Annotated in this window: 26 protein-coding genes and 1 tRNA gene; 10 read left to right on the top strand and 17 right to left on the bottom strand. The window is 62.1% G+C overall.

The features are described from left to right. Nucleotides 1–34 precede the first annotated feature (34 nt). The 3 genes from adhP (at nucleotide 35) to ABI796_RS14480 (ending at nucleotide 3182) form a co-directional block, all read left to right on the top strand. The gene (gene adhP, locus ABI796_RS14490) at nucleotides 35–1045 is read left to right on the top strand and encodes an alcohol dehydrogenase AdhP (RefSeq protein WP_141281906.1); all 1011 of its coding nucleotides are present in this window, start codon (nucleotides 35–37) and stop codon (nucleotides 1043–1045) included. Further along, nucleotides 1045–1461 carry a DUF779 domain-containing protein gene (locus ABI796_RS14485; RefSeq protein ID WP_141281809.1) on the top strand — a complete coding sequence of 139 codons (417 nt, stop codon included), beginning with the start codon at nucleotides 1045–1047 and terminating at the stop codon, nucleotides 1459–1461. Before adhP ends, ABI796_RS14485 begins: the two co-directional genes overlap by 1 nt. Nucleotides 1462–1628: 167 nt before the next feature. Continuing rightward, complete coding sequence (locus ABI796_RS14480) at nucleotides 1629–3182, top strand: APC family permease (RefSeq protein ID WP_141281807.1); 1554 nt, start codon at nucleotides 1629–1631, stop codon at nucleotides 3180–3182. A gap of 107 nt (nucleotides 3183–3289) precedes the next feature. Here ABI796_RS14480 and ABI796_RS14475 read toward each other — a convergent pair whose 3' ends face one another. The 4 genes from ABI796_RS14475 to ABI796_RS14460 form a co-directional block, all read right to left on the bottom strand. Beyond that, complete coding sequence (locus tag ABI796_RS14475) at nucleotides 3290–3925, bottom strand: DUF2461 domain-containing protein (protein ID WP_141281805.1); 636 nt, start codon at nucleotides 3923–3925, stop codon at nucleotides 3290–3292. Between the two features lie 129 nt (nucleotides 3926–4054). Next, the gene (locus ABI796_RS14470; protein ID WP_141281803.1) at nucleotides 4055–5536 is read right to left on the bottom strand and encodes a catalase; all 1482 of its coding nucleotides are present in this window, start codon (nucleotides 5534–5536) and stop codon (nucleotides 4055–4057) included. A gap of 14 nt (nucleotides 5537–5550) precedes the next feature. Beyond that, entirely contained in the window at nucleotides 5551–6027 is a 477-nt protein-coding gene (locus tag ABI796_RS14465) for a Fur family transcriptional regulator (protein ID WP_062073344.1), read from the bottom strand. Nucleotides 6028–6057: 30 nt separating this feature from the next. After that, complete coding sequence (locus ABI796_RS14460; RefSeq protein WP_141281801.1) at nucleotides 6058–6834, bottom strand: hypothetical protein; 777 nt, start codon at nucleotides 6832–6834, stop codon at nucleotides 6058–6060. A gap of 92 nt (nucleotides 6835–6926) precedes the next feature. Between ABI796_RS14460 and ABI796_RS14455 the strand changes: the two genes are divergently transcribed. Next, on the top strand, nucleotides 6927–8198 hold the full coding sequence (locus ABI796_RS14455; RefSeq protein WP_141281799.1) for an MFS transporter: 1272 nt from the start codon (nucleotides 6927–6929) through the stop codon (nucleotides 8196–8198). 121 nt (nucleotides 8199–8319) lie between these two features. After that, a complete protein-coding gene (htpX, locus tag ABI796_RS14450; RefSeq protein WP_062073338.1) occupies nucleotides 8320–9189 on the top strand; it encodes a zinc metalloprotease HtpX in 870 nt (289 codons plus the stop codon). Nucleotides 9190–9278: 89 nt separating this feature from the next. Here the strand turns inward: htpX and efeB are convergent, their stop codons facing one another. The 4 genes from efeB to ABI796_RS14430 form a co-directional block, all read right to left on the bottom strand. Continuing rightward, the gene (gene efeB, locus ABI796_RS14445; RefSeq protein ID WP_141281797.1) at nucleotides 9279–10694 is read right to left on the bottom strand and encodes an iron uptake transporter deferrochelatase/peroxidase subunit; all 1416 of its coding nucleotides are present in this window, start codon (nucleotides 10692–10694) and stop codon (nucleotides 9279–9281) included. Further along, a complete protein-coding gene (efeO, locus tag ABI796_RS14440) occupies nucleotides 10691–11863 on the bottom strand; it encodes an iron uptake system protein EfeO (protein WP_141281795.1) in 1173 nt (390 codons plus the stop codon). Before efeO ends, efeB begins: the two co-directional genes overlap by 4 nt. A 56-nt stretch (nucleotides 11864–11919) precedes the next feature. Continuing rightward, nucleotides 11920–12774, bottom strand: coding sequence for an iron uptake transporter permease EfeU (efeU, locus tag ABI796_RS14435; RefSeq protein ID WP_141281793.1), 855 nt, complete (start codon nucleotides 12772–12774; stop codon nucleotides 11920–11922). 215 nt (nucleotides 12775–12989) lie between these two features. After that, nucleotides 12990–13481, bottom strand: a complete 492-nt coding sequence (locus tag ABI796_RS14430) for a YajQ family cyclic di-GMP-binding protein (RefSeq protein ID WP_017200185.1) — start codon at nucleotides 13479–13481, stop codon at nucleotides 12990–12992. A 182-nt stretch (nucleotides 13482–13663) separates the two neighbouring features. Between ABI796_RS14430 and ABI796_RS14425 the strand changes: the two genes are divergently transcribed. After that, a complete protein-coding gene (locus tag ABI796_RS14425; protein WP_141281791.1) occupies nucleotides 13664–13930 on the top strand; it encodes a hypothetical protein in 267 nt (88 codons plus the stop codon). 128 nt (nucleotides 13931–14058) lie between these two features. After that, nucleotides 14059–14140 (top strand) — tRNA-Tyr (locus ABI796_RS14420). 239 nt (nucleotides 14141–14379) lie between these two features. Here ABI796_RS14420 and ABI796_RS14415 read toward each other — a convergent pair. Together ABI796_RS14415 and ABI796_RS14410 are read right to left on the bottom strand one after the other, a co-directional pair. Then, entirely contained in the window at nucleotides 14380–15171 is a 792-nt protein-coding gene (locus ABI796_RS14415; RefSeq protein WP_141281789.1) for a potassium channel family protein, read from the bottom strand. A gap of 48 nt (nucleotides 15172–15219) precedes the next feature. Then, complete coding sequence (locus ABI796_RS14410; RefSeq protein ID WP_141281787.1) at nucleotides 15220–15441, bottom strand: hypothetical protein; 222 nt, start codon at nucleotides 15439–15441, stop codon at nucleotides 15220–15222. A gap of 175 nt (nucleotides 15442–15616) precedes the next feature. Here ABI796_RS14410 and ABI796_RS14405 point away from each other — a divergent pair, with 175 nt between their 5' ends. Beyond that, nucleotides 15617–16162, top strand: coding sequence for a thioesterase family protein (locus ABI796_RS14405; protein ID WP_141281785.1), 546 nt, complete (start codon nucleotides 15617–15619; stop codon nucleotides 16160–16162). On the opposite strand, the gene ABI796_RS14400 is transcribed toward ABI796_RS14405, so the two are convergent. The 3 genes from ABI796_RS14400 to ABI796_RS14390 are packed head-to-tail and all read right to left on the bottom strand — an operon-like array spanning nucleotide 16159 to nucleotide 18591. Next, on the bottom strand, nucleotides 16159–16959 hold the full coding sequence (locus ABI796_RS14400) for an ABC transporter permease subunit (protein ID WP_141281783.1): 801 nt from the start codon (nucleotides 16957–16959) through the stop codon (nucleotides 16159–16161). The two genes, ABI796_RS14405 and ABI796_RS14400, sit on opposite strands and share 4 nt — an antisense overlap. Then, nucleotides 16952–17920: an ABC transporter ATP-binding protein gene (locus ABI796_RS14395; protein ID WP_141281781.1), complete on the bottom strand. Its 969-nt coding sequence runs from the start codon at nucleotides 17918–17920 to the stop codon at nucleotides 16952–16954. Before ABI796_RS14395 ends, ABI796_RS14400 begins: the two co-directional genes overlap by 8 nt. Then, nucleotides 17917–18591 (bottom strand): TetR family transcriptional regulator, encoded by a 675-nt coding sequence (locus ABI796_RS14390; RefSeq protein ID WP_141281779.1) that lies wholly within the window; start codon nucleotides 18589–18591, stop codon nucleotides 17917–17919. The genes ABI796_RS14395 and ABI796_RS14390 overlap by 4 nt, the downstream gene beginning before the upstream one ends. Nucleotides 18592–18744: 153 nt before the next feature. Here ABI796_RS14390 and ABI796_RS14385 point away from each other — a divergent pair, with 153 nt between their 5' ends. Beyond that, a complete protein-coding gene (locus ABI796_RS14385; RefSeq protein ID WP_091469153.1) occupies nucleotides 18745–19122 on the top strand; it encodes a co-chaperone YbbN in 378 nt (125 codons plus the stop codon). Between the two features lie 99 nt (nucleotides 19123–19221). On the opposite strand, the gene ABI796_RS14380 is transcribed toward ABI796_RS14385, so the two are convergent. Beyond that, nucleotides 19222–19500, bottom strand: a complete 279-nt coding sequence (locus tag ABI796_RS14380) for a putative quinol monooxygenase (RefSeq protein WP_141281777.1) — start codon at nucleotides 19498–19500, stop codon at nucleotides 19222–19224. 83 nt (nucleotides 19501–19583) lie between these two features. Between ABI796_RS14380 and ABI796_RS14375 the strand changes: the two genes are divergently transcribed. Continuing rightward, complete coding sequence (locus ABI796_RS14375) at nucleotides 19584–21275, top strand: AMP-binding protein (protein WP_141281775.1); 1692 nt, start codon at nucleotides 19584–19586, stop codon at nucleotides 21273–21275. On the opposite strand, the gene ABI796_RS14370 is transcribed toward ABI796_RS14375, so the two are convergent. From ABI796_RS14370 to ABI796_RS14360, 3 genes are all read right to left on the bottom strand, one after another. Continuing rightward, nucleotides 21276–22088 carry an ABC transporter permease gene (locus tag ABI796_RS14370; RefSeq protein WP_141281773.1) on the bottom strand — a complete coding sequence of 271 codons (813 nt, stop codon included), beginning with the start codon at nucleotides 22086–22088 and terminating at the stop codon, nucleotides 21276–21278. Then, nucleotides 22088–23056 (bottom strand): ATP-binding cassette domain-containing protein, encoded by a 969-nt coding sequence (locus ABI796_RS14365; RefSeq protein ID WP_174754476.1) that lies wholly within the window; start codon nucleotides 23054–23056, stop codon nucleotides 22088–22090. The genes ABI796_RS14370 and ABI796_RS14365 overlap by 1 nt, the downstream gene beginning before the upstream one ends. 104 nt (nucleotides 23057–23160) lie before the next feature. Continuing rightward, on the bottom strand, nucleotides 23161–24132 hold the full coding sequence (locus ABI796_RS14360; protein ID WP_141281769.1) for a DNA-3-methyladenine glycosylase: 972 nt from the start codon (nucleotides 24130–24132) through the stop codon (nucleotides 23161–23163). Nucleotides 24133–24182: the final 50 nt, after the last annotated feature.

The raw sequence follows: 24182 nt of genomic DNA, 5'->3' as shown, positions 1-24182 counted from the left end.
CGTTCAGATCAAAGGAGATCCTCACATGACCACCATGCAAGCAGCAGTAGTTACGAAGTTCGGTACCGACCTCGAGATCAAGGAAGTGGAAAGGCCGACGCCGGGTCCCGGGCAGGCGCTGGTCCGCGTCATTACATCGGGGGTATGTCACACTGACCTCCATGCCGCCGAAGGCGACTGGCCGGTCAAACCCACCCCGCCGTTCATACCCGGCCATGAGGGAGTGGGCGAAGTAGTGGCATTGGGGGAGGGCGTCACGGACGTTGCAGTGGGCGACCTCGTAGGAAACGCCTGGCTGTGGTCCGCTTGCGGAGACTGCCAGTACTGCCGGACCGGTTGGGAAACCCTGTGTGAGTCGCAGCAGAACGGCGGCTACAGCGTTGACGGCTCGTTCGGGGAGTACATGCTGGTGGACACCCGTTTTGCTGCGCGGATTCCGGAAGGTTCGGATCCGGTGGAAGTTGCGCCCGTGCTGTGCGCAGGCGTCACGGTCTACAAGGGCTTGAAGATGACCGAGGCCAGGCCGGGGCAGTGGGTCACCATCTCCGGCATCGGCGGCCTGGGACACATTGCAGTCCAGTACGCGGTGGCCATGGGACTCCGGGTAGCAGCAGTGGACATTGCCGATGACAAACTGGCCCTGGCCCGCGAACACGGTGCCGAGCTTACCGTCAATGCCCTGCATGAAGATCCGGCGGAGGTCATCCAACGCGAAACCGGTGGCTGCCACGGCGTCCTGGTAACGGCCGTACACCCCTCGGCTTTCGGTCAGGCGATCGGCATGGCGCGTCGTGGCGGAACGATCGTGTTCAACGGCTTGCCGCCAGGAGACTTCCCGGCGCCGATCTTCGAGATCGTCCTCAAGGGCCTTACCGTCCGTGGCTCGATCGTGGGAACACGGCAGGACCTCGAGGAAGCGCTGGAGTTCTACGCCCAGGGAAAGATCAAGCCAACGGTCTCCACCCGGGAACTCTCCGAAGTCAACGCGGTCCTCGATGAAATGAAGCACGCCAAGATCGACGGCCGAGTGGTCCTGAAATTCTGATGAACAACATCAGCCTGGAAGCTGCGGTGACGCTGCCCGGAGAGGATTTCTCCCGGGTGGCGCTCACCGCGGTGTCCGTGGAATTGCTCCGCAAGCTCTGGGACCAGCACGGGCCACTCATGTTCCACCAGTCCGGAGGCTGCTGCGACGGCTCCGCTCCCATGTGCTATCCGGCGGGGGAGTTCCTGACCGGTGACGCCGATGTCCTGCTGGGACGTTTCGATATTGGCGATGCAGGTCAATCCCAGCCCTTGGAGTTCTGGATGTCCAAGGAGCAATTCAACTATTGGTCGCACACGCACCTCACAGTTGATGTGGTTCCGGGGCGCGGCAGCGGGTTCTCGGTGGAGTCACCTGAGGGCAAGCGGTTCCTGATCCGCTCTACCCTTATGGACTGGGACGTGCCAAGCATTTAGCGGAAGCTGACTGGTGTGACGGGGGCTACGTGCGCCCGTCCCACCAGTCACACCTGTCACAGCATTTCGTGGTTCGTCTCACTATCTGGGATAAATATGGTCGTCCAAGGGCCGGACACTATTCTTGATGAGTCCTATACCACTCCCATCCAGAATGAGGCAAAATTATGAACATTTTCAGGACCAAGTCGATCGAGCAGTCGATCGCCGATGCCGACGAGCCCGGGCGGAAGCTGAAGCGCAGCCTCAGTACCTGGGACTTGATGATCATGGGCGTCGCCGTTGCTGTCGGCGCCGGGATCTTCTCCGTGGGCGCCAAGGCTGCCGCAAACTTTGCCGGCCCCGCCGTGACCATCTCCTTTGCCATCGCCGCCGTCACCTGTGCCCTGGCCATCATGTGCTACGCCGAGTTCGCCACGGCAATCCCTGTGGCAGGCTCCGCCTACGTCTTCACGTACGCCACCATGGGCGAGGTACTGGCCTGGATCATCGGCTGGAACCTCATCCTTGAGCTCTTCACCGCCGCGGCCGTGATTGCCAAGTACTGGGGCATCTACCTCAGTACCGTGTTCGGCCTGATGGGCGTGGAGATGCCACCGTCAATCCAGGTGGCCGGAATTGACCTCTACTGGGGCGCCTTCCTCATTGTCGCGATCTTCACCGTGCTGCTGGTGCTGGGGACAAAGTTGTCCGCACGCGTTGGCAACGTCTTCACCCTGATCAAGATCGCCGTGGTGCTGTTCGTGATCGTTGTGGGCTTCAGCTATGTGAAGTTCTCCAACTACACTCCCTTCATTCCTGCCTCCGAGCCCACGGACTCCGGTGTAGCCGACGTCATGAAGCAGTCCTTCTTCGGCTTCCTCACCGGCGCCGCTCCCGCCCAGTACGGGACCCTGGGTGTCTTCGCCGGTGCAGCCCTGGTGTTCTTCGCCTTCATCGGCTTTGACGTGGTGGCAACCTCCGCAGAAGAGGTGAAGAACCCGCAGAAGACCCTTCCCCGCGGTATCTTCGGCGGGCTCGCAGTGGTGACGCTGCTATACATCCTGGTCTCCCTGGCTCTGACGGGCATGGTTTCCTACACGCAACTGGCCGAGGTGAAGAACCCCACTCTGACTACTGCCTTCGAGGCCGTAGGCAACACGGACGCTGCCAAGATCATCGCATTCGGCTCCCTGGTGGGCCTGACCACCGTGATCATGGTGTTGCTCATGGGCCTGTCCCGTGTGGTGCTCGCCATGAGCCGCGACGGACTCCTGCCGCGCTCGCTGTCCAAGACCAGCGAGAAGCGTTCCACGCCGGCGCGCCTGCAGATCATTTGTGGTGCAGCAGTTGCCCTCGTAGCAGGCGTTACCAAGGTGGACTTGCTCGAGGAAATGATCAACATCGGAACGCTGTCAGCGTTCGTGATGGTGAGCCTTGGCATCCTGGTGCTCCGCAAGAAGCGTCCGGACCTCAAGCCCGCCTTCCGGGTCCCGTTCGGCAAGGTCCTGCCCTGGGTATCAGCCGTTCTCTGCTTCTACCTCATGACCAACCTGGCCGTGGAGACCTGGATCTTCTTCGCGATCTGGCTGGTGATCGGCATGGCCATCTACTTTGCCTACGGCCAGCGCCACTCGCGCCTCAATGAAAAGTTCGCCGAAGCCAAGGCCTCGGTAAACGGCGCTTCCGGGATCCGCCAGCCCAAGGGCGATGAGGACGAAGATACCTACACCAAGGTATAGACCAATGTGCGCAGCTTGTCAGACAGCTGCACTCTTTAGCTCCACGAAGCGCCCGGGAACCATCGGTTTCCGGGCGCTTTTGCGTGGTGCACCGGACGCCGGCGTCTCTACGGCGCTGCATGCAAACCGACCCACTCCACCAGCGGCCTCAGCACCTCCCAACGGGAAGCGATCTCGTCCTTGGCTGAAGGACGGGACAACCACTCCGGCTGTCCCACCTCAATGCCCGCTGAGAGGGACTTGTGCTTGAGCAGCTCCCCGCGCGGATGCTCCTTATCAAAGCCCTTCGGAACGGTCTTGAGTTTCTCGCCCTCAATGGTGAAGCCTGCCGCCGCCACAGCCTCAACAATCCTTTGGAGTTCTTCCCCGCTGCCAGGCGCATCCACTGCGGTCCGGAAACGCCCCAGCTGCGCCGGAGTGTGCGAGTGGTAGCCGCCGCCGATCAGCAGCCCATCGGCGCTGATCTGGAGATAGAAGCCGACGCCCTCCTGTTTGGCTGCGAAGGCGCCTTGGGCGGTCTTGTACGGTGACTTGTCCTGGGAGAACCGGATGTCCCTGTTGGGACGAAAGATCTTGGCTGGCCCGAACTGCGGCTCCAACTCTGAAAGGAGAGCGGTCAGCGGCTCCCTGACCTCGGCGTCGTACGTTGTTTTATGTTCCAGCCACCACTCACGGTTGTTGTTCTCTTCAAGCTCGGCGTAAAAGCGGAATGCGGCAGTAGGGATACCTTCGAATGTGCTCATAAAAGGATCCTAGGGACCCGAAGATCCGCCCAGCCATAGCCAAAGAAGCGTATGTGGAAAACAAAGAACACCCCGCCGCGGAAAAATCCGCAACGGGGTGTTCCTGGAAATGCTGGAGAGCAAAGACGCTTAGAGCTTGTTGGCTGCTTCGGCGTCGGACTGCGTCTGGCCTGCACCGAGGTTGGCGCGGAGCTTGGCACCAAGCTCGGAGTCAACGTTGGTCCAGTACTGGATGGCGCGTTCCTTGATGTCGGCGTTCTTCACGCCGCCAACGGCACCGGTGATGGTGTCCAGGAGGCGGGCCTTGGCGGCGTCGTCGTAAACCTCGCGGTACAGGGTACCGGCCTGGCCGAAGTCGTCGTCCTCAGCGTGGAGGGTGTGGGCGGAGAGGGTGAGCTCGCCGTCGTTCTCCCAGCCACCGGCCGGTGAGGTGGGCTCAACAGCAGCCGGGCCACCAACGGAGTTCGGTGCGTACACCGGGGTGGAGGGGGAGTTGAACAGGAAACGACCCTGTCCGTCCTGGCTGTAGTTGTTGACCTGGTTCTTGGGCTGGTTCACCGGGATCTGTGCGTGGTTGGTGCCCACGCGGTAACGGTGTGCGTCGGCGTAGGAGAAGATGCGGGCCTGCAGCATCTTGTCCGGGGAAGCGGCAATGCCCGGTACGAAGTTCGACGGCGCGAAGGTGGCCTGCTCGATCTGCGCGAAGTAGTTCTCCGGGTTCTTGTTCAGCTCCATGGTGCCCACGTGGATCAGCGGGTAGTCAGAGTGCGGCCAAACCTTGGTGAGGTCGAACGGGTTGAAGCGGTACGTCTTGGCGTCCTCGTAAGGCATGACCTGGACGTGCAGTTCCCAGGAGGGGAAGTTGCCATCGGCAATGTTCTCCTGGAGGTCGCGGATGTAGAAGTCCGCGTCCGAGCCTGCAAGCTGCTCAGCTTGGTCGCCCGTGATGGTCTTGACGCCCTGGTTGGACTTGAAGTGGTACTTGACCCAGAAACGCTCGCCGGCGGCGTTGATCCACTGGTAGGTGTGCGAGCCGTAGCCCTGCATTTCACGCCAGGAAGCCGGGAGGCCGCGGTCGCCCATGAGCCAGGTGACCTGGTGGGCGGACTCGGGGGAGAGGGTCCAGAAGTCCCACTGCATGTCAGCGTCACGCAGGTGGCTGCCCGGGAGGCGCTTCTGGGAGTGGATGAAGTCCGGGAACTTGATGCCGTCGCGGATGAAGAAGACGGGGGTGTTGTTGCCAACGAGGTCGTAGTTGCCCTCGGAGGTGTAGAACTTCACGGCGAAACCGCGGGGGTCGCGCCAGGTATCGGGAGAACCGTTCTCGCCTGCAACGGAGGAGAAACGGATCAGCATGTCCGTCTCGACGCCCGGCTGAAGGAAGGCTGCCTTGGTGTAGGCCGAAACGTCCGAGGTGGTCTTGAACGTACCGAATGCGCCGCCACCCTTGGCGTGCACTACACGCTCCGGGACCCGCTCGCGGTTGAACTGTGCGAGCTTTTCCACCAGGTAGTGGTCCGTGAGGATGATGGCACCGTCAGCGCCGACGGACTTCGAGTGCGCGTCGGAGGTTACGGGGGCACCTGACTGAGTTGTTGAAATGGCAGTCATTGTTCTCCTTTTTCTTATTTCTGGTTTACGGAAGTTACGGGAAGCTGTTGTTTGGACTGGCAGTCCTGGCAGATGCCTTGGTAAAGGACATCGGCGATCTGGATGGTCATGGGCTTGGAGTTCTCATCCCAGTGCGGGGTGAGGCACGGTGCGTGGCCCACGGCGCAATCCACGTCCTCCACCTTGCCGCAGCTGATGCAGACGGCGTGATGGTGGTTATCACCCACCCGGGTCTCATAGAGTGCCGGCGAGTGCGGAGGTTCAAAGCGGCGCAGCATCTGCAGGTCCGTGAGGTCGCTAAGCACCACATAAACGGACTGCGCCGTCAGTTCAGGAAGCTCTTTGCGGGCAGCGGCAAGGATGCCTTCTGCCGGGGAATGCGGATGGTGCTGGACTGCGGCGAGCACTGCCAGCCGCTGTTTGGTCACACGCCGGCCATGGGCATGCAGGGCGGCTGCCCATTCTGCTTGCTCGGCGGTGTGATCTGTCATGCATTCATTGAAACACTTATTTTGAGGAGTTCACAATAAGGCAAGGCTAACTTCCGGTGAACGAATCAGGTCCTCCAGCGGATTGACTGCTTCAGCGGCTGATCTGCCCAGCGCATGGACACGCAGCGGGCCATCCTCTGACTCCCGTTCCAGGGCAAGGCAACTGAATCCGCTGAGGCCGCCGCTCAAGGGGAGCCCTGCCAACGTGGCACCCATGGCCAGCAGTTCCGTGGGCAGGATGTCACGGATTGAGGCTACAGGCCTGAGAGTTTCAATCACGGTATGGACCGGCCCCACCTGCACCGCCCGGACCATCGGGGCTGAGGCAGCGGAAGGCCCGACGGCGTCACCCGCCTCGGGCGCGGAACTCACCCCCGCCTCGGGCCGGCGTCGTTGCAGCGCCTCACGGATGGCTGCGTCGGTAGCGTCCATCGGATGACCAGGTTCCCCGGGCCGACGGTGGGCCGGCAACGAAAGCTGCGCTCCCGGCGTCGTGGTTTCTCCGTCCCAGCGGCCGAACACGTGAAACGTGGGGGTTGAAGACTCAGCAACAGGCTCGCCGATTGCGGAGCCGATGGGGTGCCATTGATGGGCGAACATCACCGCGAAGCGAGTTGCCCCGAGGACGTCATGAAGGGCGGCGCGCACAAGATTATGGCAAAAAAGCCAGTCGGACGCTGAAGCCTGCGCGAACTCGGTGGATGGATCGGAAAGCCGGATCAAAATGTGCCCGGCCGTGAGGGGGTGGCGTGGCCGGGCGATCTCCCAAAACCCCGAACGGTACAGCAAACGTCGCTCCAAGCCCATGTCAACTCCTTCCCCGGGGTGAGCCTACCAAGCCGTAGCGGCGGGGAGGGAGAGTTGCGGGTGCTTGCTGCAATGGTCGTTAAGGTAGGACGGTGGCGAAACTACTGGCAGACATCACCCCCTTGAAGGAGAGCCCCGCTTTTCGGCGGCTCTGGCTGGGAGGTTCCGTAGCTGCAGTCGGCACACAACTGACCCTGGTGGCCGTCAGCCTGGAGGTGTACCGGCTCACGGAGGAGAGTTTTTACGTTGGCCTCCTTGGCATCTTTGCCCTGGTGCCCCTGGTAATCGCCGGTCTGTACGGTGGCTCCGTTTCTGATGCCTATGATCGCCGTAAAGTTGCCCTCATTGCCTCGCTGGTCCTTTGGGCAACCACCGCAGCCTTGGCTCTGCAGGCTTGGCTGGAAGTGGGCAATATCTGGCTCCTCTACGCGCTGGTGGCCATCCAAAGCGGCGCCCAAGGGATCAACGGACCGGCCCGCAGCGCCATCATCCCGCTCCTGGTCCGCAAGGACCTGCTGCCCGCGGCCAACGCGTTGAGCATGCTGACGTTTGGCCTGTCCATGACCGCCGGTCCGCTCCTGGCAGGGGTCCTGGTGGCCACCATAGGATTCGGGTGGACGTACACCATTGATGTCATCAGCTTCACTTTCGCCCTGTGGGGTCTCTTCAAACTCCCGCCCTTGCCGCCATCCAAGGACGCCGTGCGGCCGGGGCTGAAATCCGTGGTGGAGGGCTTTCGGTTCCTGGGGACCAGGCCCAATGTTCGCATGACGTTCATCATTGACCTCATCGCCATGATCTGCGCCCAACCGCGAGCTTTGATGCCGGCCATCGGGGCGGTGATGATCGGTGGCGGCGAAACCACGGTGGGTGTGCTGCTCGCCTCCACAGCCGTGGGTGCTTTCCTGGCCGGGCTCTTTTCCGGGCCTTTGGGAAGGGTTCGCAAGCAGGGCAGCGCCGTGGTGTGGTCCGTTATTGGCTGGGGTGCTTCCATTGCAGGTTTTGGCCTGGTGGTGCTGTTGGCCGGTGACTCAGGCCGTGAGGGGGTGACAGCCTGGTTGATCCCGGCAGCGTTCTGCTGCGCCCTCGCCGGGATATCGGACTCCATCAGTGCCGTCTTCCGCACCACCATCCTCCAGTCAGCCACGCCGGACCACATGCGGGGCCGGCTCCAGGGTGTGTTCATTGTGGTGGTGGCAGGAGGTCCCAGGGTGGGGGACATGCTTGCCGGCGGAGTCACCCAGTTCCTAAGTGAAGGCGGTGTGTTGCTCGTTGGCGGACTGCTTTGCATTGTCCTGGCGTGGGTGGCCTCCCGAATGCAGCCCGGATTCGTCGCCTACGATGCCAAGCACCCTGCGCCCTGACCCCGCCTGAACTGTGTCAGCCACAGCGCCAACGTAGGCTGGCAACGGAACACGACGGGCGGCGTCGGCGTTAACGCGTACAGAACCCCTGCCACAGACGAGGAAAGCGACGAGAACAACCGTGCATAAACACAACAATGGACTCAAGACCGCGGCGCTCTTTGGTGTGCTGTGGGCGGTGTTGTTGGGTTTGGGCGCCATCATTGCAGCCGGAACGCGCAGCACCACGCCCATCTGGATCATGGCGTTGATAGGTGTTGGCACAACCGCTTACGGCTATTGGAACAGCGACAAGATTGCCATCCGTTCCATGGCTGCCTACCCCGTCACCGAGGCCCAGGCGCCGCAGCTCTACCAGATTGTTCGGGAGCTTTCCGTGCGGGCCAACAAACCCATGCCGCGGATTTACCTTTCGCCCACCATGACGCCCAACGCCTTCGCCACAGGACGCAATCCCAAGAACGCTGCCGTGTGCTGCACCGAGGGCATCCTCCACCTGCTGGACGCCCGCGAACTCAGGGGCGTCCTGGGTCATGAGCTGATGCACGTATATAACCGCGACATCCTCACTTCTTCCGTTGCCGCAGCCGTGGCCGGTGTCATCACCTCCGTGGGGCAGATGCTGCTGATCTTCGGCAGCGGCGACCGGCGCAACGCCAACCCGCTGGCCACCATCGCCATGGCATTGCTAGCGCCGTTCGCGGCCTCACTGATCCAGATGGCCATCTCCCGCACCCGGGAATTCGACGCCGACGAGGACGGCGCGGAGCTCACCGGCGACCCCTTGGCGCTCGCCTCAGCACTGCGCAAGATCGAATCCGGGGTGAGCCAGTTGCCGCTCCCGCAGGACCAGCGGCTGGTCAACGCTTCGCACCTGATGATCGCCAACCCGTTCCGCGGAGGCGGCATGCGGCGCATGTTTTCCACGCACCCGCCCATGAAGGAACGGATCAGCCGGCTGGAACGGATGGCCGGGCGCCCGCTTTCCTAAGTTCCTGCTGAGTACGTCGCATCCCCGCTGTTCCGTCGTTGGCCAACAACGGATCAGCGGCTTCACGACGGCGGTGCGGGCCACCGCTCCTAGGCGAACAACCCTTCGCCGATGAAACCGCCCGCCTGGACACCCGGGGGCACCGCAAAGAGCCCGGAGCCGGTGTGCTTCAGGTACTCCACGGACAGGGTGTCGCTCTTGGCCAACGTCAGCTGCATGGGAACGTAGTGGGTCCGGGGATCCTTGACGAAAGCAATGAAGAACAGCCCGGCGTCCAGGTGTCCCAGCCCGTCCGAGCCGTCCGTGAAGTTGTAGCCCCGGCGCAACATCCTCACACCATTGTTCTGATCCGGATGGGCCAAACGGACATGGGCGTCCATGGGAATCAGCGGATCGCCGTTTCGGCCGGCCATGGCAAAATCAGGCGTGCTGAATTCGTCCCCGCCGGACAACGGAGCACCAACTCCCTTGGTGCGGCCAATCAGTCCTTCCTGTTCGCGCAGGGAAGTCCGGTCCCAGATTTCAATGTGCATCTGAATCCTGCGGGCCACCAGGTAGCTGCCGCCGGTCATCCATTGTTCGCCGGCGGGCCCGGAGCTTACCCACACGTGCTCATCCAGCAGCGCATTGTCCTCGACCTTGAGGTTGTTGGTGCCGTCCTTGAAACCGAACAGGTTCCGCGGAGTCACCTGCGCCCGGGACGTGGAGGACGTACGTCCAAAGCCCAACTGAGACCACCGGACCCGGACCTTGCCAAAGCCGATCCGTGCAAGGTTCCGGATAGCGTGGACTGCCACTTGGGGGTCATCAGCGCAAGCCTGGATGACGATGTCCCCACCCGTGCGGCCCGGTTGAAGATCGTCCCCGGGGAAATGTGGAAGATCGATCAGGGCCTCCGGACGGCGCCCCTCCAGACCAAAGCGCGCCTTCCCGTCTTTCTCGAAAAGCCCCACGCCAAAACCGAACGTCAGCGTCAACTTCGCAGCCGCCAAATCCAATGCTTCGCCGGTGTCTTCAGGCGGGGCATCGTACGGCCCATCCACGGCACCGGTCCGGCCGGTGGGCTGGCCGGTTGTCATGGATTCTGCTGCTGCAGTCCAGTCTTTGAGGAGCTTGATGAGTTCCTTGCGGTCTTCCGTGGTGACATCAAACGCGGCCATGTGCAGGCGATCCTGGGCCGGGGTGGTGATGCCGGCCTGGTGCTCGCCAAAGAACGGGACCACCGCTTCGCCGGTGCTGGTGTCCGTGGCGGAAGCAGCAGCGGCATTTAGTGCATCGTGTCCCAGGAACCCGGCAGCCAAGCCAGCAACCGCACCCGCGCCGCCTACTCCCGCGAGCGAGAGCAGTCCCCGTCGGGAGACACCTTTCAGGGAGACGCCACTGCGGCGACTTTCAGCGGTAGACGCTGCACCGCCGTCGGCCGCTTCCCGGGAGTTTACGACGGCGGCAGCCTCGCTTGGGCGCTCAGCGTCCGCGTCGGTGTGCCCGAAGGGGCAGCCGCTCACAGCACCACGGCTGCGGTGAGCTTGGAGAGGGGCTCACCCAGCGAATCGACCAAGGCAGCGAGCTGCTGGACCTGGTCCTGGCTCAACTCGTTGTAGTACACGAAACCGTCGCCCTTGGCGTGCTTCTTGAGCTCGGCCTGCAGGGCCGTGAACTTCTCATCCAAGGACTTGGCGAGCTCGGGGTCCTTCTGTTCCAGGGCCGGCCTCAGGTTCTCGAACGCAATGCGGGCACCATCAACATTGGCCTGGAAATCCCAGAGATCGGTGTGGGACCAGATTTCCTCTTCGCCTGTGACCTTGCCGGTGGCAACTTCGTCCAAGAGCTCCTTGGCACCGTTGCCGAGCTTGTCCGGTGTGAGTTCGACCGTGCGGGTACGGGTCACCAGGTCCTCGGTGTCCGCCACCAGTTGCGTGGAGATGGCCGTGCGCTCGGCCGGTGTCATGGCCGTGTACTCCGCCGGCGGGAAGAGGTCCTTCTCGGCACGGTGCCAGCCTGTCCATTCCTGTCCGGGCTCGAGATCTGCCTCACGGGCGTCCAACTTGGGGTCCAGATCGCCGAAGGACTCAGCTACCGGTTCGATCCGCTCCCAGTGCATGCGGGTGGAGGCGTAAAGCTCCCGGGCCTTGGCGGCATCACCTGCGGCGAAGGCCTCGGCGAAGGTCTTGGTGCCAACAATGAGCTGCTCGGTCTGGTCCTTGACGTAGGCGGCGTACTGCTGGGATCCGTTGTCCAGTAGTTTCTGGAAGTCGGCGTCAACACTGGGTTTGGTTCCGGACTCAGTGACCTCGAACGAAGCACGGATGCCTTCGCCCTGCATCCCCGGCTTGCAAGCGGTGTTGTATTTGCCGGCCGGGGCGGTGACCACCAGGTTGCGGGTGATACCCGGGCCGATGTTCTCCACTTCGCCCAGGATGCGCAGGCCATCCTCGGCCAGGAGGTAGAACTCAGTGACCTCGGTGCCTTCGTTCTTCACGGCAAACGTGAGGTTGCCGCTCGGCGCGGTTCCGGTGGACACCTTGCATTCAGTGGCGGTGCTGCTCACCTGGATGGGACCGTCTGTGGCTCCGGTGGTTTTGCTGTTGTCCGTGCAGCCGGCAAGTACCAGCGGCACTGCTGTGGCGGCGCCAATAACGGCGAGGGTCCTGCGAAGTTTGGGGGATCCGAGCATGATGGGTCCTTATGTTGAAGGGCGTGACGGGAGTTACCCGGAATGACGGTGGTGGCCTAAGCCTGCGTTGCCACAGTGGAAGCCGCGGTGGTGCTGGAATTCGCGGGTGACGATGAACGATTCGCCCGGATATAGAGGAACAGCACCGGGACAACATAGAGCAGCCAGGCGGCTGCCTCCAGCCACGTGGTGGCGGGGGAGAAGTTCAGGGTTCCCTTCAGCAGGGTTCCGTACCAGGACGACGGCGGGATGGCGGCTGAGACGTCGAAGGCCAGGTTGTTCAGGCCGGGAAGAATGCCGGCTTCCTGGAGATCGTGGATTCCGTACGCCAGGACGCCCCCGGCAATAATGATGAGGCCTACGCCAGTCCAGGTGAAGAAGCGGCCAAGATTCACCTTCAGCACACCCCGGTGGAGCAGATACCCCAAACCGGCTGCCGTCAGCAGGCCAAGGAGGGCGCCCAGCAGCGGGAGGGTGGTTTCGCCGGTGGCTTGGGCTGCTGCCCAGATAAACAGGGCGGTTTCGAGGCCTTCCCGGCCCACGGCGAGTGCCGCAACCACCACAAGGCCCCAGGCGGCGCCGTCGGCCGCTTTATCCACTTGCGAACGGAGTTCACCGCCGAGGCTGCGTGCGGTACGTGCCATCCAAAAGACCATCCAGGTCACCAGCGCAACAGCCACAATGGACAGTCCGCCGCCGATCGCTTCCTGGGCCTCGAACGTGAGACCGCGGGGGCCAAAGGTGAGCAAGGCACCGAAGCCAAGCGATATGGCGATTGCCAGGCTAACGCCCATCCATACCCTGGGGATCAAGTGCGGCCTGCCGGTCTTGATCAGGTAAGCCATCAGGAGCACCACGATCAGTGATGCCTCAAGGCCTTCGCGCAGGCCGATCAAGAAGTTGGCGGTCATGGATTTTCTTTCGCTAAGGGGCGCCGTACTTAGGCTCACCTAAGGAAGAAGAATACTGTGACTTGACTATTACGCAAACTGTTCGTGTGCTAATGCGCTGGCTCATTACGACAATCGATGGAGGCGGGGGCAACAAAAGCCGGGACGCAGCGCCCTGGTGAGCGTGCGTCCCGGCTTCGAGGCCGTTGATTGCCTCGGTGCTTTTTGCGGGGATGCTAGCTGCGGAAGTTCACAAACTGCAGATCGGCCTCTTCGAACTTCTTGAGGATGTTCATGGTCTCCTGAAGATCGTCACGCGACTTGGAGGTCACGCGGAGCTCATCGCCCTGGATCTGGGATTTGACCGACTTGGGGGCTTCATCGCGGATGATCTTGTTGATCTTCTTGGCGATGTCCTGGGCAATGCCCTCCTTGATGGTGCACTCCAGGCGGAATTCCTTGCCGGACGGGAACGGCTCGCCCTGATCCAGCGACTTCAGGGAAATGCCACGCTTGATGAGCTTGGACTGGAAGACATCCAGAACAGCCAGGACGCGGTCCTCGGAGTTTGCCTTCATGAGGATCTTTTCACCGCTGAAATCGATCTCAGCGCCGACGCCCTTGAAGTCGTATCGCTGGGCGATTTCCTTCTGGGACTGGTTGAGTGCGTTGGCAACCTCTTGCTTGTCTACTTTGCTTACGACGTCGAATGTTGATTCGCCTGCCATGACTCTCCTTAGGTTGGGGGCCCTGTGAGGGCGGGTTGGTCTGGCATCCAGCCTAGTACGGAAGGCGACGGTTGGGACGGGGGAGTTCTTTCACAGTTCGCTCACAGCGCATGCAGGGTTGGAACAGAGGCAGCTGGTTGAGAGTTGTATCAGTTGGAAGAACGCATCCACGGAGGATCAGCATGAACAGCAAGGCCGTCCAGTCCATCAGCAAATCCGCCTCAGCGGCAGCAGGTTCACTTGGCACGGCCGCCGTTGCCGCAGCCAGTGCCGTAGCTGCCGCGGCTGTGGCAGCATCGATCGTCCTGAGCCCGGTGCCTGACGCCACGTCGCGGATGGACGGAGTGCACGCGGACTTGTTGCGCGCTGTACAGCTGAACCAGATCACTGCCGAGCAGGCCGAGAAGTTTGAAGCGAAACTGGCCGGCCGGATCCTCGGGGAAGCCTGAAATCCCGCTAAATCCCAAGCGTTCAGCCCCGATTAGATTCTTCGCAGAAAGTTCTGTAAGGTTGTCTCTGCCTTCGGTTACCGGATCTAAAAGAAACGGTCTCCGGAAGTGATCTTCTTTTGAAGTTCGGCAGATTACCCGAGCGGCCAAAGGGGGCTGACTGTAAATCAGCTGGCAACGCCTACGGGGGTTCGAATCCCTCATCTGCCACCCAAGGAAAATCCCCGGAACCACTGGTTCCGGGGATTTTTTTGTGTTCCTGGGGGCACCCATATTCATTTGGCCCGCGCAAACACGTCATCGACGCCACGATCCAGGTGTCGCGCGGGTGCGGCTACCACCCACTTTGATTCTGCAAGCCGGCCAACACGCCGCAAACCCCGGCGCGTCACGCCTGATTCGTGGTCAAAGAAGGTGGTGACGGCACGGGAGTGAGTCCGACTCCTGGACTATGCCTCGCGCTCCTGCTTGATCTGTGTGGCTTGTCTGGTCTCCGTGGCTTGCCGGAGTTCAGCTATTTCCATCCGCAATGCCGCGATCTCCGTGACGAGGTCCGCCATCTCGGCGCGAACCGGTTCCTCGGCCTTGGCGGCTTTGACCTCGGCTGCCGCTGCCACATCCTCGGCGTTCTCCTCGATCCGCTGAACGAGCCAGGAGGCAATGGAGGCCGTGACGATACCCAGGACCGCGATCCCGCTCATCATCAGGGCTGCCGCGACGATCCTGCCTATGGGGGTCACGGGGTAAAGGTCTCCATAGCCCACGGTGGTGATGGTGGTGACGGCCCACCAAGCGGCATCGCCGAAGGTGGTGATCTTGGCGTCCGGGGCGTTCTGCTCCACATCCAACACCGCCAATGCGCCGATGAGGATGAGCATGGCCGCTGCTCCCGCCACATAGGTGGCCACCCGGCCACGCAGGGTTTCGCCGACGGTGCGCTGCAGGACTGAGAGTAAAGTGACCAGCCGCAGCAGTCGGAGGGGGCGGAAGAAGGGGAGCACCACGATCAGGAGTTCATGCAAGTTCCAGAAGAACCATCGGGTGCGGTCTTCGGCAAGCCAGAGGTTGACGAAATAGTCCAGGGCAAAAATTCCCCAGGTGATCCATAGGACAATCTCGAAGGGCAGCGCCTCGTCCCCGCTGATCCGGCCGATGACCTGCCAGGCGTAGGCAGTGAGGAAAACCAGTGCCGTGGCCATGAGGGGCCATTCAACGAGGTCCCGGTATCGCGCTTGTGTCATAGGGGGAATACTAGCCATGGTGCACGCCGGCCCCGGGGATGAACCGGTTCAGGAGGGCGGGGTTTCCAGCCAGTATCCGTCCAGGTGGTGGATGAGCTGGCGTCCCAGGCCTCCCTTGAGCTGGATCCACAGAGTGCTGCGATCCTCGGTCATGCCATCAATGGTGCCCTCGATCCTGTTGCCGCGGGCGTCCCGGAGGACCACGTGCTGGTGGCGGGCAAGTTCAGGCCAGACGTCGCCTTGCGGCCTGGTGGTTTGCAGTGTGCTCAATGGGGTCCCCCTTGTACGTTCCATCAATATGGGTTTCAGATATTGTGCACGTCTTTAGTGAACCGGCGGTAAACGTTAGTGCAAACGTTGGACATAAACGCGCGCAGGCCGGGAACCGGGTCCACTATCCGGTCGGAGTATTCCGCTCAAAGTTACCGCCGGGTAACATTGAGTCATGCACCTGCTTCTCCGTACCCTCATGCTGCTGTTCACATCCCGTAACCGCTCGCCATTGGGCGTCTGGGAAGAATCTTCGCTGCCCTTGCGGGTTCTTCCCACTGACATCGACATCGCCATGCATGTCAATAACGGTATGTACTTCTCCCTGATGGACCTTGGTCGCTTCGACCTCATGGTCCGTAGCGGCATCTGGACGAGGATGCGCAAGCGCGGGTGGAGTCCGGTGGCAGCCGGGGAGACCATTGCCTTCCGCAAATCCCTGCAACTCTGGCAGCAATACACCATCGAAACCCGCATCATCGGGCTGGACACCAAGGCCATCTACTTTGAACAGCGGATGGTGGTGGACGGTGAAATCTACGCGCGGGCTCACATCGCCACCCGCCTGGTCACCAAGGGCAGGCCGGTTACGCAGGAAGAGATCATCGCTGAATTTGGAGCGCCACCGGCCGGGCTTGAGCTGCCGGAGTGGATCCACGAGTGGCGCGAGAACAACGCGCTTCCAGGATCACGGCGTCCGGCACCACACCTCTGGAACTAGACCCCCACATCGCGTCGCTGCAGGGCCACCGCTCCCAGCACAATGAGTGCTGCCGAGATCCCGTACAGTCCAAGAGTGGCCGCCACATCGGCGCCGTTTGCCACGGGGGAATTGCCGTAAGCCCAGTGGTACGGCGAAAGGTTCAGCAGCCACTCCACATCCGGACTCTGCCGTCCCACCGCATTGAACACATACCCGAGGACAGCCACGGCAGCGCCCGCCGCGATCCCGTACACCTTCCGGCCACTGAGCGCGCCGGCGCACAGTGCGGCCGTCCCGCTCAGCAGGGCCAGGGCGGCGAACAGCAGCACTGCTCCAGCCAGATGCCCGACGTCGATGCCCAGTTGGGCGGGACCGTTCAGTCCCAGCACCAACACGAAGACGAGCAGGGACAACAGTGCTATGCGGACCACGATTGCCAGGGCGCGCTCAAGGACTACCTGCACCCGGGTGACGCTATGGGCGAGTGTCAGCTCGAGCAACCCGGATTCTTCGTCCCCGCCCACAGCCGCTGCACCCCATCCCACGGAGGCCATGGACATCAGCAGGAATCCGATCAGCCCAAACATGGTGGCTTGGGTGTAGCCGGGTCCCGAGGCGATTTGATCGTAGTTCAGGGCCTTGGTCATTTCCGGAGGAAGCGCGTTGATCAGATCCTGCATTTGCGCGCTTCCTCCGATCGATGGATAGAGCGGCAGATACAACATGCATGCCGCAGACAATCCAGCAGCCCACGCCAGTGTTGATCGCCACGAGTCGGTGAGGGCCTTGGTAAACAGGGGGAGGACCTTAGGCACGGTGTGCTCCTTCCGCGTGCCGGCCAAGCTGAGGCGACTGACCTGAATAGAGGTTGAGAACCGCTTCCTCAAGATCGGGCTCTTCGAGCACCAGCTCCGTGAGCTTCAACGTAGCCAGCTCCTGGATCAAGGGCTGTACATGGCCGGAGAGCGTCGCTGTGGCCTCCACAGTTCCAGCAGCGTGCCCGTCGGCCTTAAGCTCCCGTACCGCTACGTTGGCGACGCCGGGCACCCGGGCCAGCAGTGCATCGACGTCGTGCGCTTCCGTTCCGGTGCTGTTGAACCGCAACTGCCGGACCGCGGCGGTCCTGAGTGCTTCCACCGTGGAGACGGTGACGATTTCGCCGTCGCGGAGGATGGCCACGGCGTCGGCGGCTTGCTGTACTTCGCTGAGGACGTGCGAGCTGAGGAACACTGTTGCGCCATCATCCACGGCTTCGCGGACCATCGCATGGAACACCTGCTGGACCAAAGGATCCAGGCCGCTGGTGGGTTCGTCCAGCACCAGGAGTTCGGGTTTGTGCATGAAGGCCTGCAAAAGTCCGAGTTTCTGCTTGTTGCCCTTGGATAGTTTCCGGGTCTGACGGTCGAGATCAAGGTTCAGCCGTTCGGCCAGTTCGTTGACGTGCCTGGGCTCCACGGGCCCGCTGATCGCTGCGAAATGCTCCAGCATGCGGCGGCCTGTAGTCCTGTTTTCCAGATGGAGCTCGCCGGGCAGGTAGCCGATTCTTCGGCGGAGCCCTGTTCCCGCCGAGCGCGGGTCCTGTCCCAGAACGGAAACGGACCCGGCGCTGGGCCGGATGATGTCCAGCAAGCAGCGCATGGTGGTGGTTTTGCCCGCTCCGTTCGGCCCGATGACGCCGAACACTGTGCCCCGTTCCACTGCAAAGTTTAGCCCGTGCAGGACCTCGCGGGACCCGAACTTTTTGCGCAGACCCTCCACCACAATTGCCTGGTTCACGGGGCATGCTCCTTTCCGGTGTTGGTGCTGTGCTCTAAGGCCTCGCGGGCGGCGTCCAGGAACTGTGTGCCGGTGTAGAAGCCGTGCGTATAGATCTCCAAGGCGGGCAGGGTCAGTTGCCGGAGGAGATCGGGGCCGATTTCCTGGGATTCGGCCGCACTACCGCCCAAAGTCCGTGAGAGGTGCCGGCCCAGCATGAGGATGGAGAGGCTGTTGGAGGCGATGACGACGGCGGTGGACCGGACGTCTCCGAATTCCCGGATGGTTCCTGCTTCCATCCCGGCGCGGATGATGTCCTCGGTTTGCTTCACGACGGCGTCGAAGAAAGCATCGCCGGCCGCGGATTCGTCGCTCAGGGTGCGTCGGATGTAGGTGATTTCGTCCGCGTACTGCTCCGGGTGGTTCATGTAGTCCTGGATCAGCTGGCGTGTGGATCCAGGATCCGTTTTCTCGCGGCCTTGGGTAGCGGTCCGGGAAAGGACGTGGTGATCGCACGCTTCACGCAGCCCGGCTTTGCTGCCGAAATGATGGATGACCAGGCCGGGACTCACGCCGGCGGCGGTAGCCACGGCCCTTACTGTGGCGCGGGCGAAGCCCTCACGGCCGAACAACCCAATGGCGGCGTCGCGGATGCGCGCCCGGGTGGTCAGATCCTCTGCGATTGAACGCATGTTTCAAACACTAAACACTTGTTCAACCCAGGACAAGGGGGTGGACCTGTTACCCGGAAATCAGCTGGATCAGCGTTTATTCCCGGTGACGCGGCGAGCGAACAGGGCGCCCTTCCACGGGACTTCGCGAACGGGGTCGCGTACCGTGGAAGCATGGCTACAGTTGACATCACTGGAGAACAGTTCGCATCGACCATCGAGGACAATGACATTGTCCTGGTGGATTTCTGGGCGGCCTGGTGCGCCCCCTGCCGCCAGTTTGCCCCCACCTACGGGGCCGCTTCAGAGAAGCACACTGACGTGGTGTTCGCGAAGGTTGACACCGAAGCTGAGCAGCAACTCGCCGCTGAGGCCGGAATCACCTCCATCCCCACGCTCATGGCTTTCCGTGAGAAGGTCCTCGTCTTCTCGCAGCCGGGTGCCCTCAACGGTCCGCAGCTTGAGCAGGTCATCGAGGCCGTGAAGGGCTTGGACATGGAAGAGGTCCACGCCCACGTTGCCAAGGCCCGCGCTGAGGCTCAGGAAAACTAAGACCACCCGGCGGCTTCGAAACCGCCGAAAAACACCGAGGTCGCCGGAAAATTCCGGCGACCTCGGTGTGTTAAAGGCGTGTTCGCAGTCCTGCCGCGATCAGATCCGTTCAAGCTTGACCGGTTCGGCCAGCAGTGCACTCAGGGATTCGTTGAGATCCTGAACCGCGATGCCCTTGGAGTGCTTCTCCAGGGCCTCATCGGATTCCCAACGCTCAGTGAGGACGAGCTTTTCCTCGGTGGCTTCGGTCAGCTCGTAGCGGATGCATCCGGGCTCGTTGACCACCTCATCGATGGCGATTTCCAAAGCGAGCTTCACGCGGAAGAATTCGCCTTCGTTGGGGATGAAGGTGGCCTGCAGGTCGATGGGTTCACTCATGGCTCCAACCCTACCGGCAGGACACGCCGTGGCTGGAGGCGGTTACGGTTCTGTTGCGCGCAGTCCCTTGGTAGCGTTCCGTCATGTTGTCCTACACTGCCGGAGACACTGACGTCCCGCTGCTTGAAGAGACCATTGGTGCCAATTTTGAGCGCATCGCGGCCCGCTTTCCCTTGCGGGATGCGCTGATTGAGGCCGCAGCCGCGCCCGGTGGTGATGCCCGCCGCTGGAGCTATCAAAAACTTAACGACGACGTCGATCACCTCGCCCGCGCGTTGCTCGCCATGGGAGTGATCAAAGGCGAAAGGATAGGCATTTGGAGCCCCAATTGCGCTGAGTGGACCATCCTCCAATACGCCACGGCCAAGATCGGTGCGGTGCTGGTGAATGTGAACCCGGCGTATCGCAGCCACGAGCTGGAGTTCGTGGTGAAGCAGAACGGCATGCGGATGTTGGTGGCAGCACCAACGGACAAGTTCAGCGACTACGTGGGCATGGCAAGGGAAGCCGCCCGCAACTGTCCCGATCTCCGGGAGATCGTCTTCCTTCCGGGAGCGCCGGAGCTGGGGCTCATCACGGGTGTCCCGGAAGCCAACCACGAGCTGACGTACGGTCAACTCCTCACCCGGGCGGACGGCGTCGGGCCTTCAGCGCTGCGGGACCGCATGGCGGAACTTGACCCGCATGATGCCATCAACCTGCAGTACACCTCCGGGACCACGGGGTTCCCCAAGGGAGCTACGTTGACGCATCACAACATCCTCAACAACGGGCACTCGATCGGGCGGCTCCTGAACTACACCGAACATGATCGAGTGGTGATCCCCGTGCCGTTCTACCATTGCTTCGGCATGGTGATCGGTAACCTGAATGCGCTGAGCTTCGGTGCGGCCACCATCATTCCGGGCCGTGGGTTCAGTGCCTCGGCGGCGTTGGAAGCGGTGCAGGATTTTGGCGGGACGTCCCTGTACGGGGTGCCCACCATGTTCATTGCCGAGCTCGCGCTGGAGGACTTCACCTCCTATGACCTCTCCACACTCAGGACAGGGGTGATGGCGGGCTCCTTGTGTCCCATGGAGGTGATGCGCCGGGTGATTGATGAGATGCACATGGTTGACGTGGCCATTTGCTACGGCATGACAGAAACTTCGCCCGTGTCCACCATGACCCGCGCGGGCGACACCTTGGAGCAAAGGACCAGCACAGTAGGCCGGACAATGCCGCACTTGGAAAGCCGCATCATTGATCCGGGGTCTGGGGAAGTGGTGGAGCGCGGCGTGATCGGCGAGCTCTGCACCCGCGGGTACTCGGTGATGCAGGGCTACTGGGGTCAGCCGGACAAAACAGCTGAAGCAATCGATGCTGAGGGATGGATGCGCACCGGCGACCTTGCCCGGATGGACGAAGACGGTTACGTGGTGATCGAGGGCCGGATCAAGGACATGGTGATCCGTGGTGGGGAGAACATCTACCCGCGTGAGATCGAGGAGTTCCTGTTCTCGCACCCCTCCATTCAGGACGTGCAGGTCATTGGGGTTCCGGACGAAAAGTATGGCGAAGAGCTGATGGCCTGCATCATCCTCAAGCCCGGCGCACCGTCCCTGACCGCCGAGGACCTCGCTGACTACTGCCGTGGGAAGCTGGCCCATTACAAAATTCCGCGCTACATCGATGTCCGGGAGTCGTTCCCCATGACCGTCTCCGGAAAGGTGCGGAAGGTGGACATGCGCCAGGAGGCGGTCTCCCGGCTGCACCTGGGAGCGCAGGGCACGTAGTCAGTTGGTATTGCGGCTGATGGTCCGGATTCCTACTGCAAGTCCGACGGCGGCCGTCACCACAGCGGCCACAAGGCCCCACAGGGTGTCCACACCTATGCGGCCGGCAAACAACTCGCGTTCAGCATTGACCAGGTAAGTCAGGGGATTGAACAGACTGGCCACCTTCATCCACCCAGGCCCGGCTTCAATGGGCAACATGATGCCGGACAGGATCATCAGCGGGAACAACAGGGTTTGCTGCACACCCCAGAAGATCCACTCCTTGTTTTGCGAGACCAAGGCAAGGGCGTAGGACAAAGCACCCAGCCCGATGCCGAAGATGCCCAGGATGACCAAGCCCAACACCACGTGCATCGGGTAGAAAACGAAACCAAATGGAATACAGACCACGGAAATCAGCAGGCCCTGCAACACCAAGGGTGCCCATTCCTTCAAGGCCCGGCCAATCATGAGGGAAGACCGGGAGAGCGGAGTGGCCAGGATCCGTTCATAGGACCCGGTCATGAGCTCGTACTGAAGGTTGGAACCGGTCATGGACGTGCCGAACAGAGCGATCATCACCACCACTCCAGGCAGGAACCACTGCAGCGTCGATTGGCCTCCGAAGGCCGGGGCGCCCACGGCCGAGCCCAGCAGTGGCCCGAACAGACCCAGGAACACCAGGGGTTGGATGAGGGAGAAAATCAGTGAGAAAGGATCCCGCAGCGGCAGCAACATTTCACGCCAGAACACAAACCACGTATCAGTGACTACGCTGCGTGGTCCACGTTCTTGCAGGCCCACCCCCGGGGCAATGGATTGCTCAATCATCAGACTTCAGCTCCTTCCCGCAGGCTGCGTCCGGTCAATTCCAGGAAGACATCATCCAGCGTGGGCGGTTTCAATTCGAGAGACTGGGCGGGAGCACCGGCGTCGTGCATTTCCTTCAACAAACGCGGCGCCAGCTGGGCACCCTGAGCCAGCCGAAGGCGGAAGCGGACCACGCCGTCGTAGGCATTTTCTTCCACGTCGCCCTCGGCAGCGGCGCGGCCCAGCAAGCCCCGTACCTCGGACGCGGAACCGGCGGCAACCTCAACGGCAAGGAGGTCCCCGGCGAGGTTCGCTTTGAGCCGTGAAGCGGTGTCATCGGCAATGATGGTGCCGTGGTCGATCACAATGACGCGTTCGGACATGGAATCCGCTTCATCCATGTAGTGGGTGGTCAGCACAATGGTGGTCCCGTGTTCCTCGCGCATCCGCATGATGTGCTCCCAGAGGTTGGCCCGGTTCTGGGGATCCATCCCGGTGGACGGCTCATCCAGGAACAGCAAACCAGGGGAGTGCATCAGCCCCAAAGCCACGTCCATGCGGCGCCGTTGCCCGCCGGAAAGTTTGATCACAGTGCGCTTGGCGAGATCGCTCAGGTCCAGGGATGCCATAAGTGTCTCGGCCCGGGCTTTCGCATCCGTGGTGTTCATGCCGTAGAACCGGCCTTGCATGATGAGCTCGTCAATCACACGGTAGCTGTGGCCGCCGCCGTTTCCCTGGCCTATGTAGCCGATCCTGGCCCGGACTCCCGCCGGGTCCTTGGCCACGTCAACGCCGGCCACCGTTGCCGAGCCGGACGTGGGCTTCAACAAGGTGGTGAGCATCCGAAGGGTAGTGGACTTGCCTGCGCCGTTCGGGCCAAGGAAGGCAACCAGCTCGCCTGGGTCCACGTGGATGTCCACGCCCTTGACGGCTTCAACGGTTTCCTTCTTCACAGTGAAGGTTTTAGTGAGCTTGTTGGTGTGGATCACGGTCACTCCATGGCTGGCAGGTGATGTCTCCCAAGCGCCACGCTATACCCGTGAATGAAGGTGCGTCCATGCCCCTGCGGACAGCTCCCGTCCGCAATGAAAACTCAGTGGCCCCGGTGATCCTGAACCGTCATCCGGGGCCCAAAAGCAGGTTTGCGGAAGCCACTGAGGTACAGCATCCGGACCAGTCGTTGCCGGTGCCCGCGCCACGGTTCCAGCAGTTCGATCATGCCCGCGTCGTCGGTCTTTTGACCTGTCAGTGCGTACCCCACATAAGCAGCCAGATGGTAGTCGCCCACGGAAATCGAGTCCGGGCAGCCATGGGTCCGTTGGACCACTTCGGCTGCGGTCCACACCCCGATGCCAGGAATGGTTTGCAGTTTGGCCCCAGCCTGCGAAGAGCTGAGATCCGCCAGCCGTTCAAGCGCGACGGCGGACTGCAGCGCCCGCATTACCGTGGCCGAGCGCTGTGGACCCACCCCGGCCTTGTGCCATTCCCACGATGGGATGGAAAGCCACTGCCTGGCAGTGGGAGGGACCAAGAGTCCTGCGGGTGCCTTGCCCGGTGCCGGTGTTCCATAGCGGTACATCAGGTAGCGGTAGCCGCGCCTTGCCTCCAGGGTGGTGACCTTTTGCTCCAAAATGGTGGGCACCAGTGAGTCAACCATCCGCCCGGTGGAGGGCAGCCGCAGAGCCAGGTTCCGGCGTCGTGATTCCGTGACCAGGCGCGGAAGGGTGGCATGGAATCCGGGGTCATCGAAGGCGGACCAATCATCATTGGCTCCCAACAAACCCGGAACGCCGGCCACGGCATCCTCGGCCCCGGGTCCCCAAGCCTGGGCATCCACAAAAGTATCGGCCCCCAGCCCGCCTCCCGAGAGCCGCAGTGTCACCGGGCCCGAAGGGGTAGTGAAAGCCAACCAGAAACCGCTGGTGTGCGCCGCGAAAGAAGGATCCGCGTTGCCGCGCATGAGCGGAAACATGGTCTGATCCAAGCGGAACGAAGCCCCGGGATGCCACCGGACTGCCGCATCTGCCGCGGCCGCAACAAGGGGCGGGGCTTCTGCGATGGTCATGTTTTTATGGTCCCACGTGCTGCTGACAATCTGCAGCCGGAACCCCTTAC

Source organism: Paenarthrobacter aurescens (assembly GCF_041549525.1).
GTDB lineage: Bacteria > Actinomycetota > Actinomycetes > Actinomycetales > Micrococcaceae > Arthrobacter > Arthrobacter aurescens.
The sequence above is the reverse complement of the archived record's forward strand: the minus strand, read 5'-3'. Positions and strand labels throughout refer to the sequence as shown.

What these genes read in the sequence shown, in the direction of transcription:
- adhP (WP_141281906.1), top strand. Translation starts at nt 35, where the DNA reads ATGCAAGCAGCAGTAGTTACGAAGTTCGGTACCGACCTCGAGATCAAG.
- ABI796_RS14485 (WP_141281809.1), top strand. Translation starts at nt 1,045, where the DNA reads ATGAACAACATCAGCCTGGAAGCTGCGGTGACGCTGCCCGGAGAGGAT.
- ABI796_RS14480 (WP_141281807.1), top strand. Translation starts at nt 1,629, where the DNA reads ATGAACATTTTCAGGACCAAGTCGATCGAGCAGTCGATCGCCGATGCC.
- ABI796_RS14475 (WP_141281805.1), bottom strand. Translation starts at nt 3,925, where the DNA reads ATGAGCACATTCGAAGGTATCCCTACTGCCGCATTCCGCTTTTACGCC.
- ABI796_RS14470 (WP_141281803.1), bottom strand. Translation starts at nt 5,536, where the DNA reads ATGACTGCCATTTCAACAACTCAGTCAGGTGCCCCCGTAACCTCCGAC.
- ABI796_RS14465 (WP_062073344.1), bottom strand. Translation starts at nt 6,027, where the DNA reads ATGACAGATCACACCGCCGAGCAAGCAGAATGGGCAGCCGCCCTGCAT.
- ABI796_RS14460 (WP_141281801.1), bottom strand. Translation starts at nt 6,834, where the DNA reads ATGGGCTTGGAGCGACGTTTGCTGTACCGTTCGGGGTTTTGGGAGATC.
- efeO (WP_141281795.1), bottom strand. Translation starts at nt 11,863, where the DNA reads ATGCTCGGATCCCCCAAACTTCGCAGGACCCTCGCCGTTATTGGCGCC.
- efeU (WP_141281793.1), bottom strand. Translation starts at nt 12,774, where the DNA reads ATGACCGCCAACTTCTTGATCGGCCTGCGCGAAGGCCTTGAGGCATCA.
- ABI796_RS14430 (WP_017200185.1), bottom strand. Translation starts at nt 13,481, where the DNA reads ATGGCAGGCGAATCAACATTCGACGTCGTAAGCAAAGTAGACAAGCAA.
- ABI796_RS14425 (WP_141281791.1), top strand. Translation starts at nt 13,664, where the DNA reads ATGAACAGCAAGGCCGTCCAGTCCATCAGCAAATCCGCCTCAGCGGCA.
- ABI796_RS14415 (WP_141281789.1), bottom strand. Translation starts at nt 15,171, where the DNA reads ATGACACAAGCGCGATACCGGGACCTCGTTGAATGGCCCCTCATGGCC.
- ABI796_RS14405 (WP_141281785.1), top strand. Translation starts at nt 15,617, where the DNA reads ATGCACCTGCTTCTCCGTACCCTCATGCTGCTGTTCACATCCCGTAAC.
- ABI796_RS14390 (WP_141281779.1), bottom strand. Translation starts at nt 18,591, where the DNA reads ATGCGTTCAATCGCAGAGGATCTGACCACCCGGGCGCGCATCCGCGAC.
- ABI796_RS14385 (WP_091469153.1), top strand. Translation starts at nt 18,745, where the DNA reads ATGGCTACAGTTGACATCACTGGAGAACAGTTCGCATCGACCATCGAG.
- ABI796_RS14380 (WP_141281777.1), bottom strand. Translation starts at nt 19,500, where the DNA reads ATGAGTGAACCCATCGACCTGCAGGCCACCTTCATCCCCAACGAAGGC.
- ABI796_RS14375 (WP_141281775.1), top strand. Translation starts at nt 19,584, where the DNA reads ATGTTGTCCTACACTGCCGGAGACACTGACGTCCCGCTGCTTGAAGAG.
- ABI796_RS14370 (WP_141281773.1), bottom strand. Translation starts at nt 22,088, where the DNA reads ATGATTGAGCAATCCATTGCCCCGGGGGTGGGCCTGCAAGAACGTGGA.
- ABI796_RS14360 (WP_141281769.1), bottom strand. Translation starts at nt 24,132, where the DNA reads ATGACCATCGCAGAAGCCCCGCCCCTTGTTGCGGCCGCGGCAGATGCG.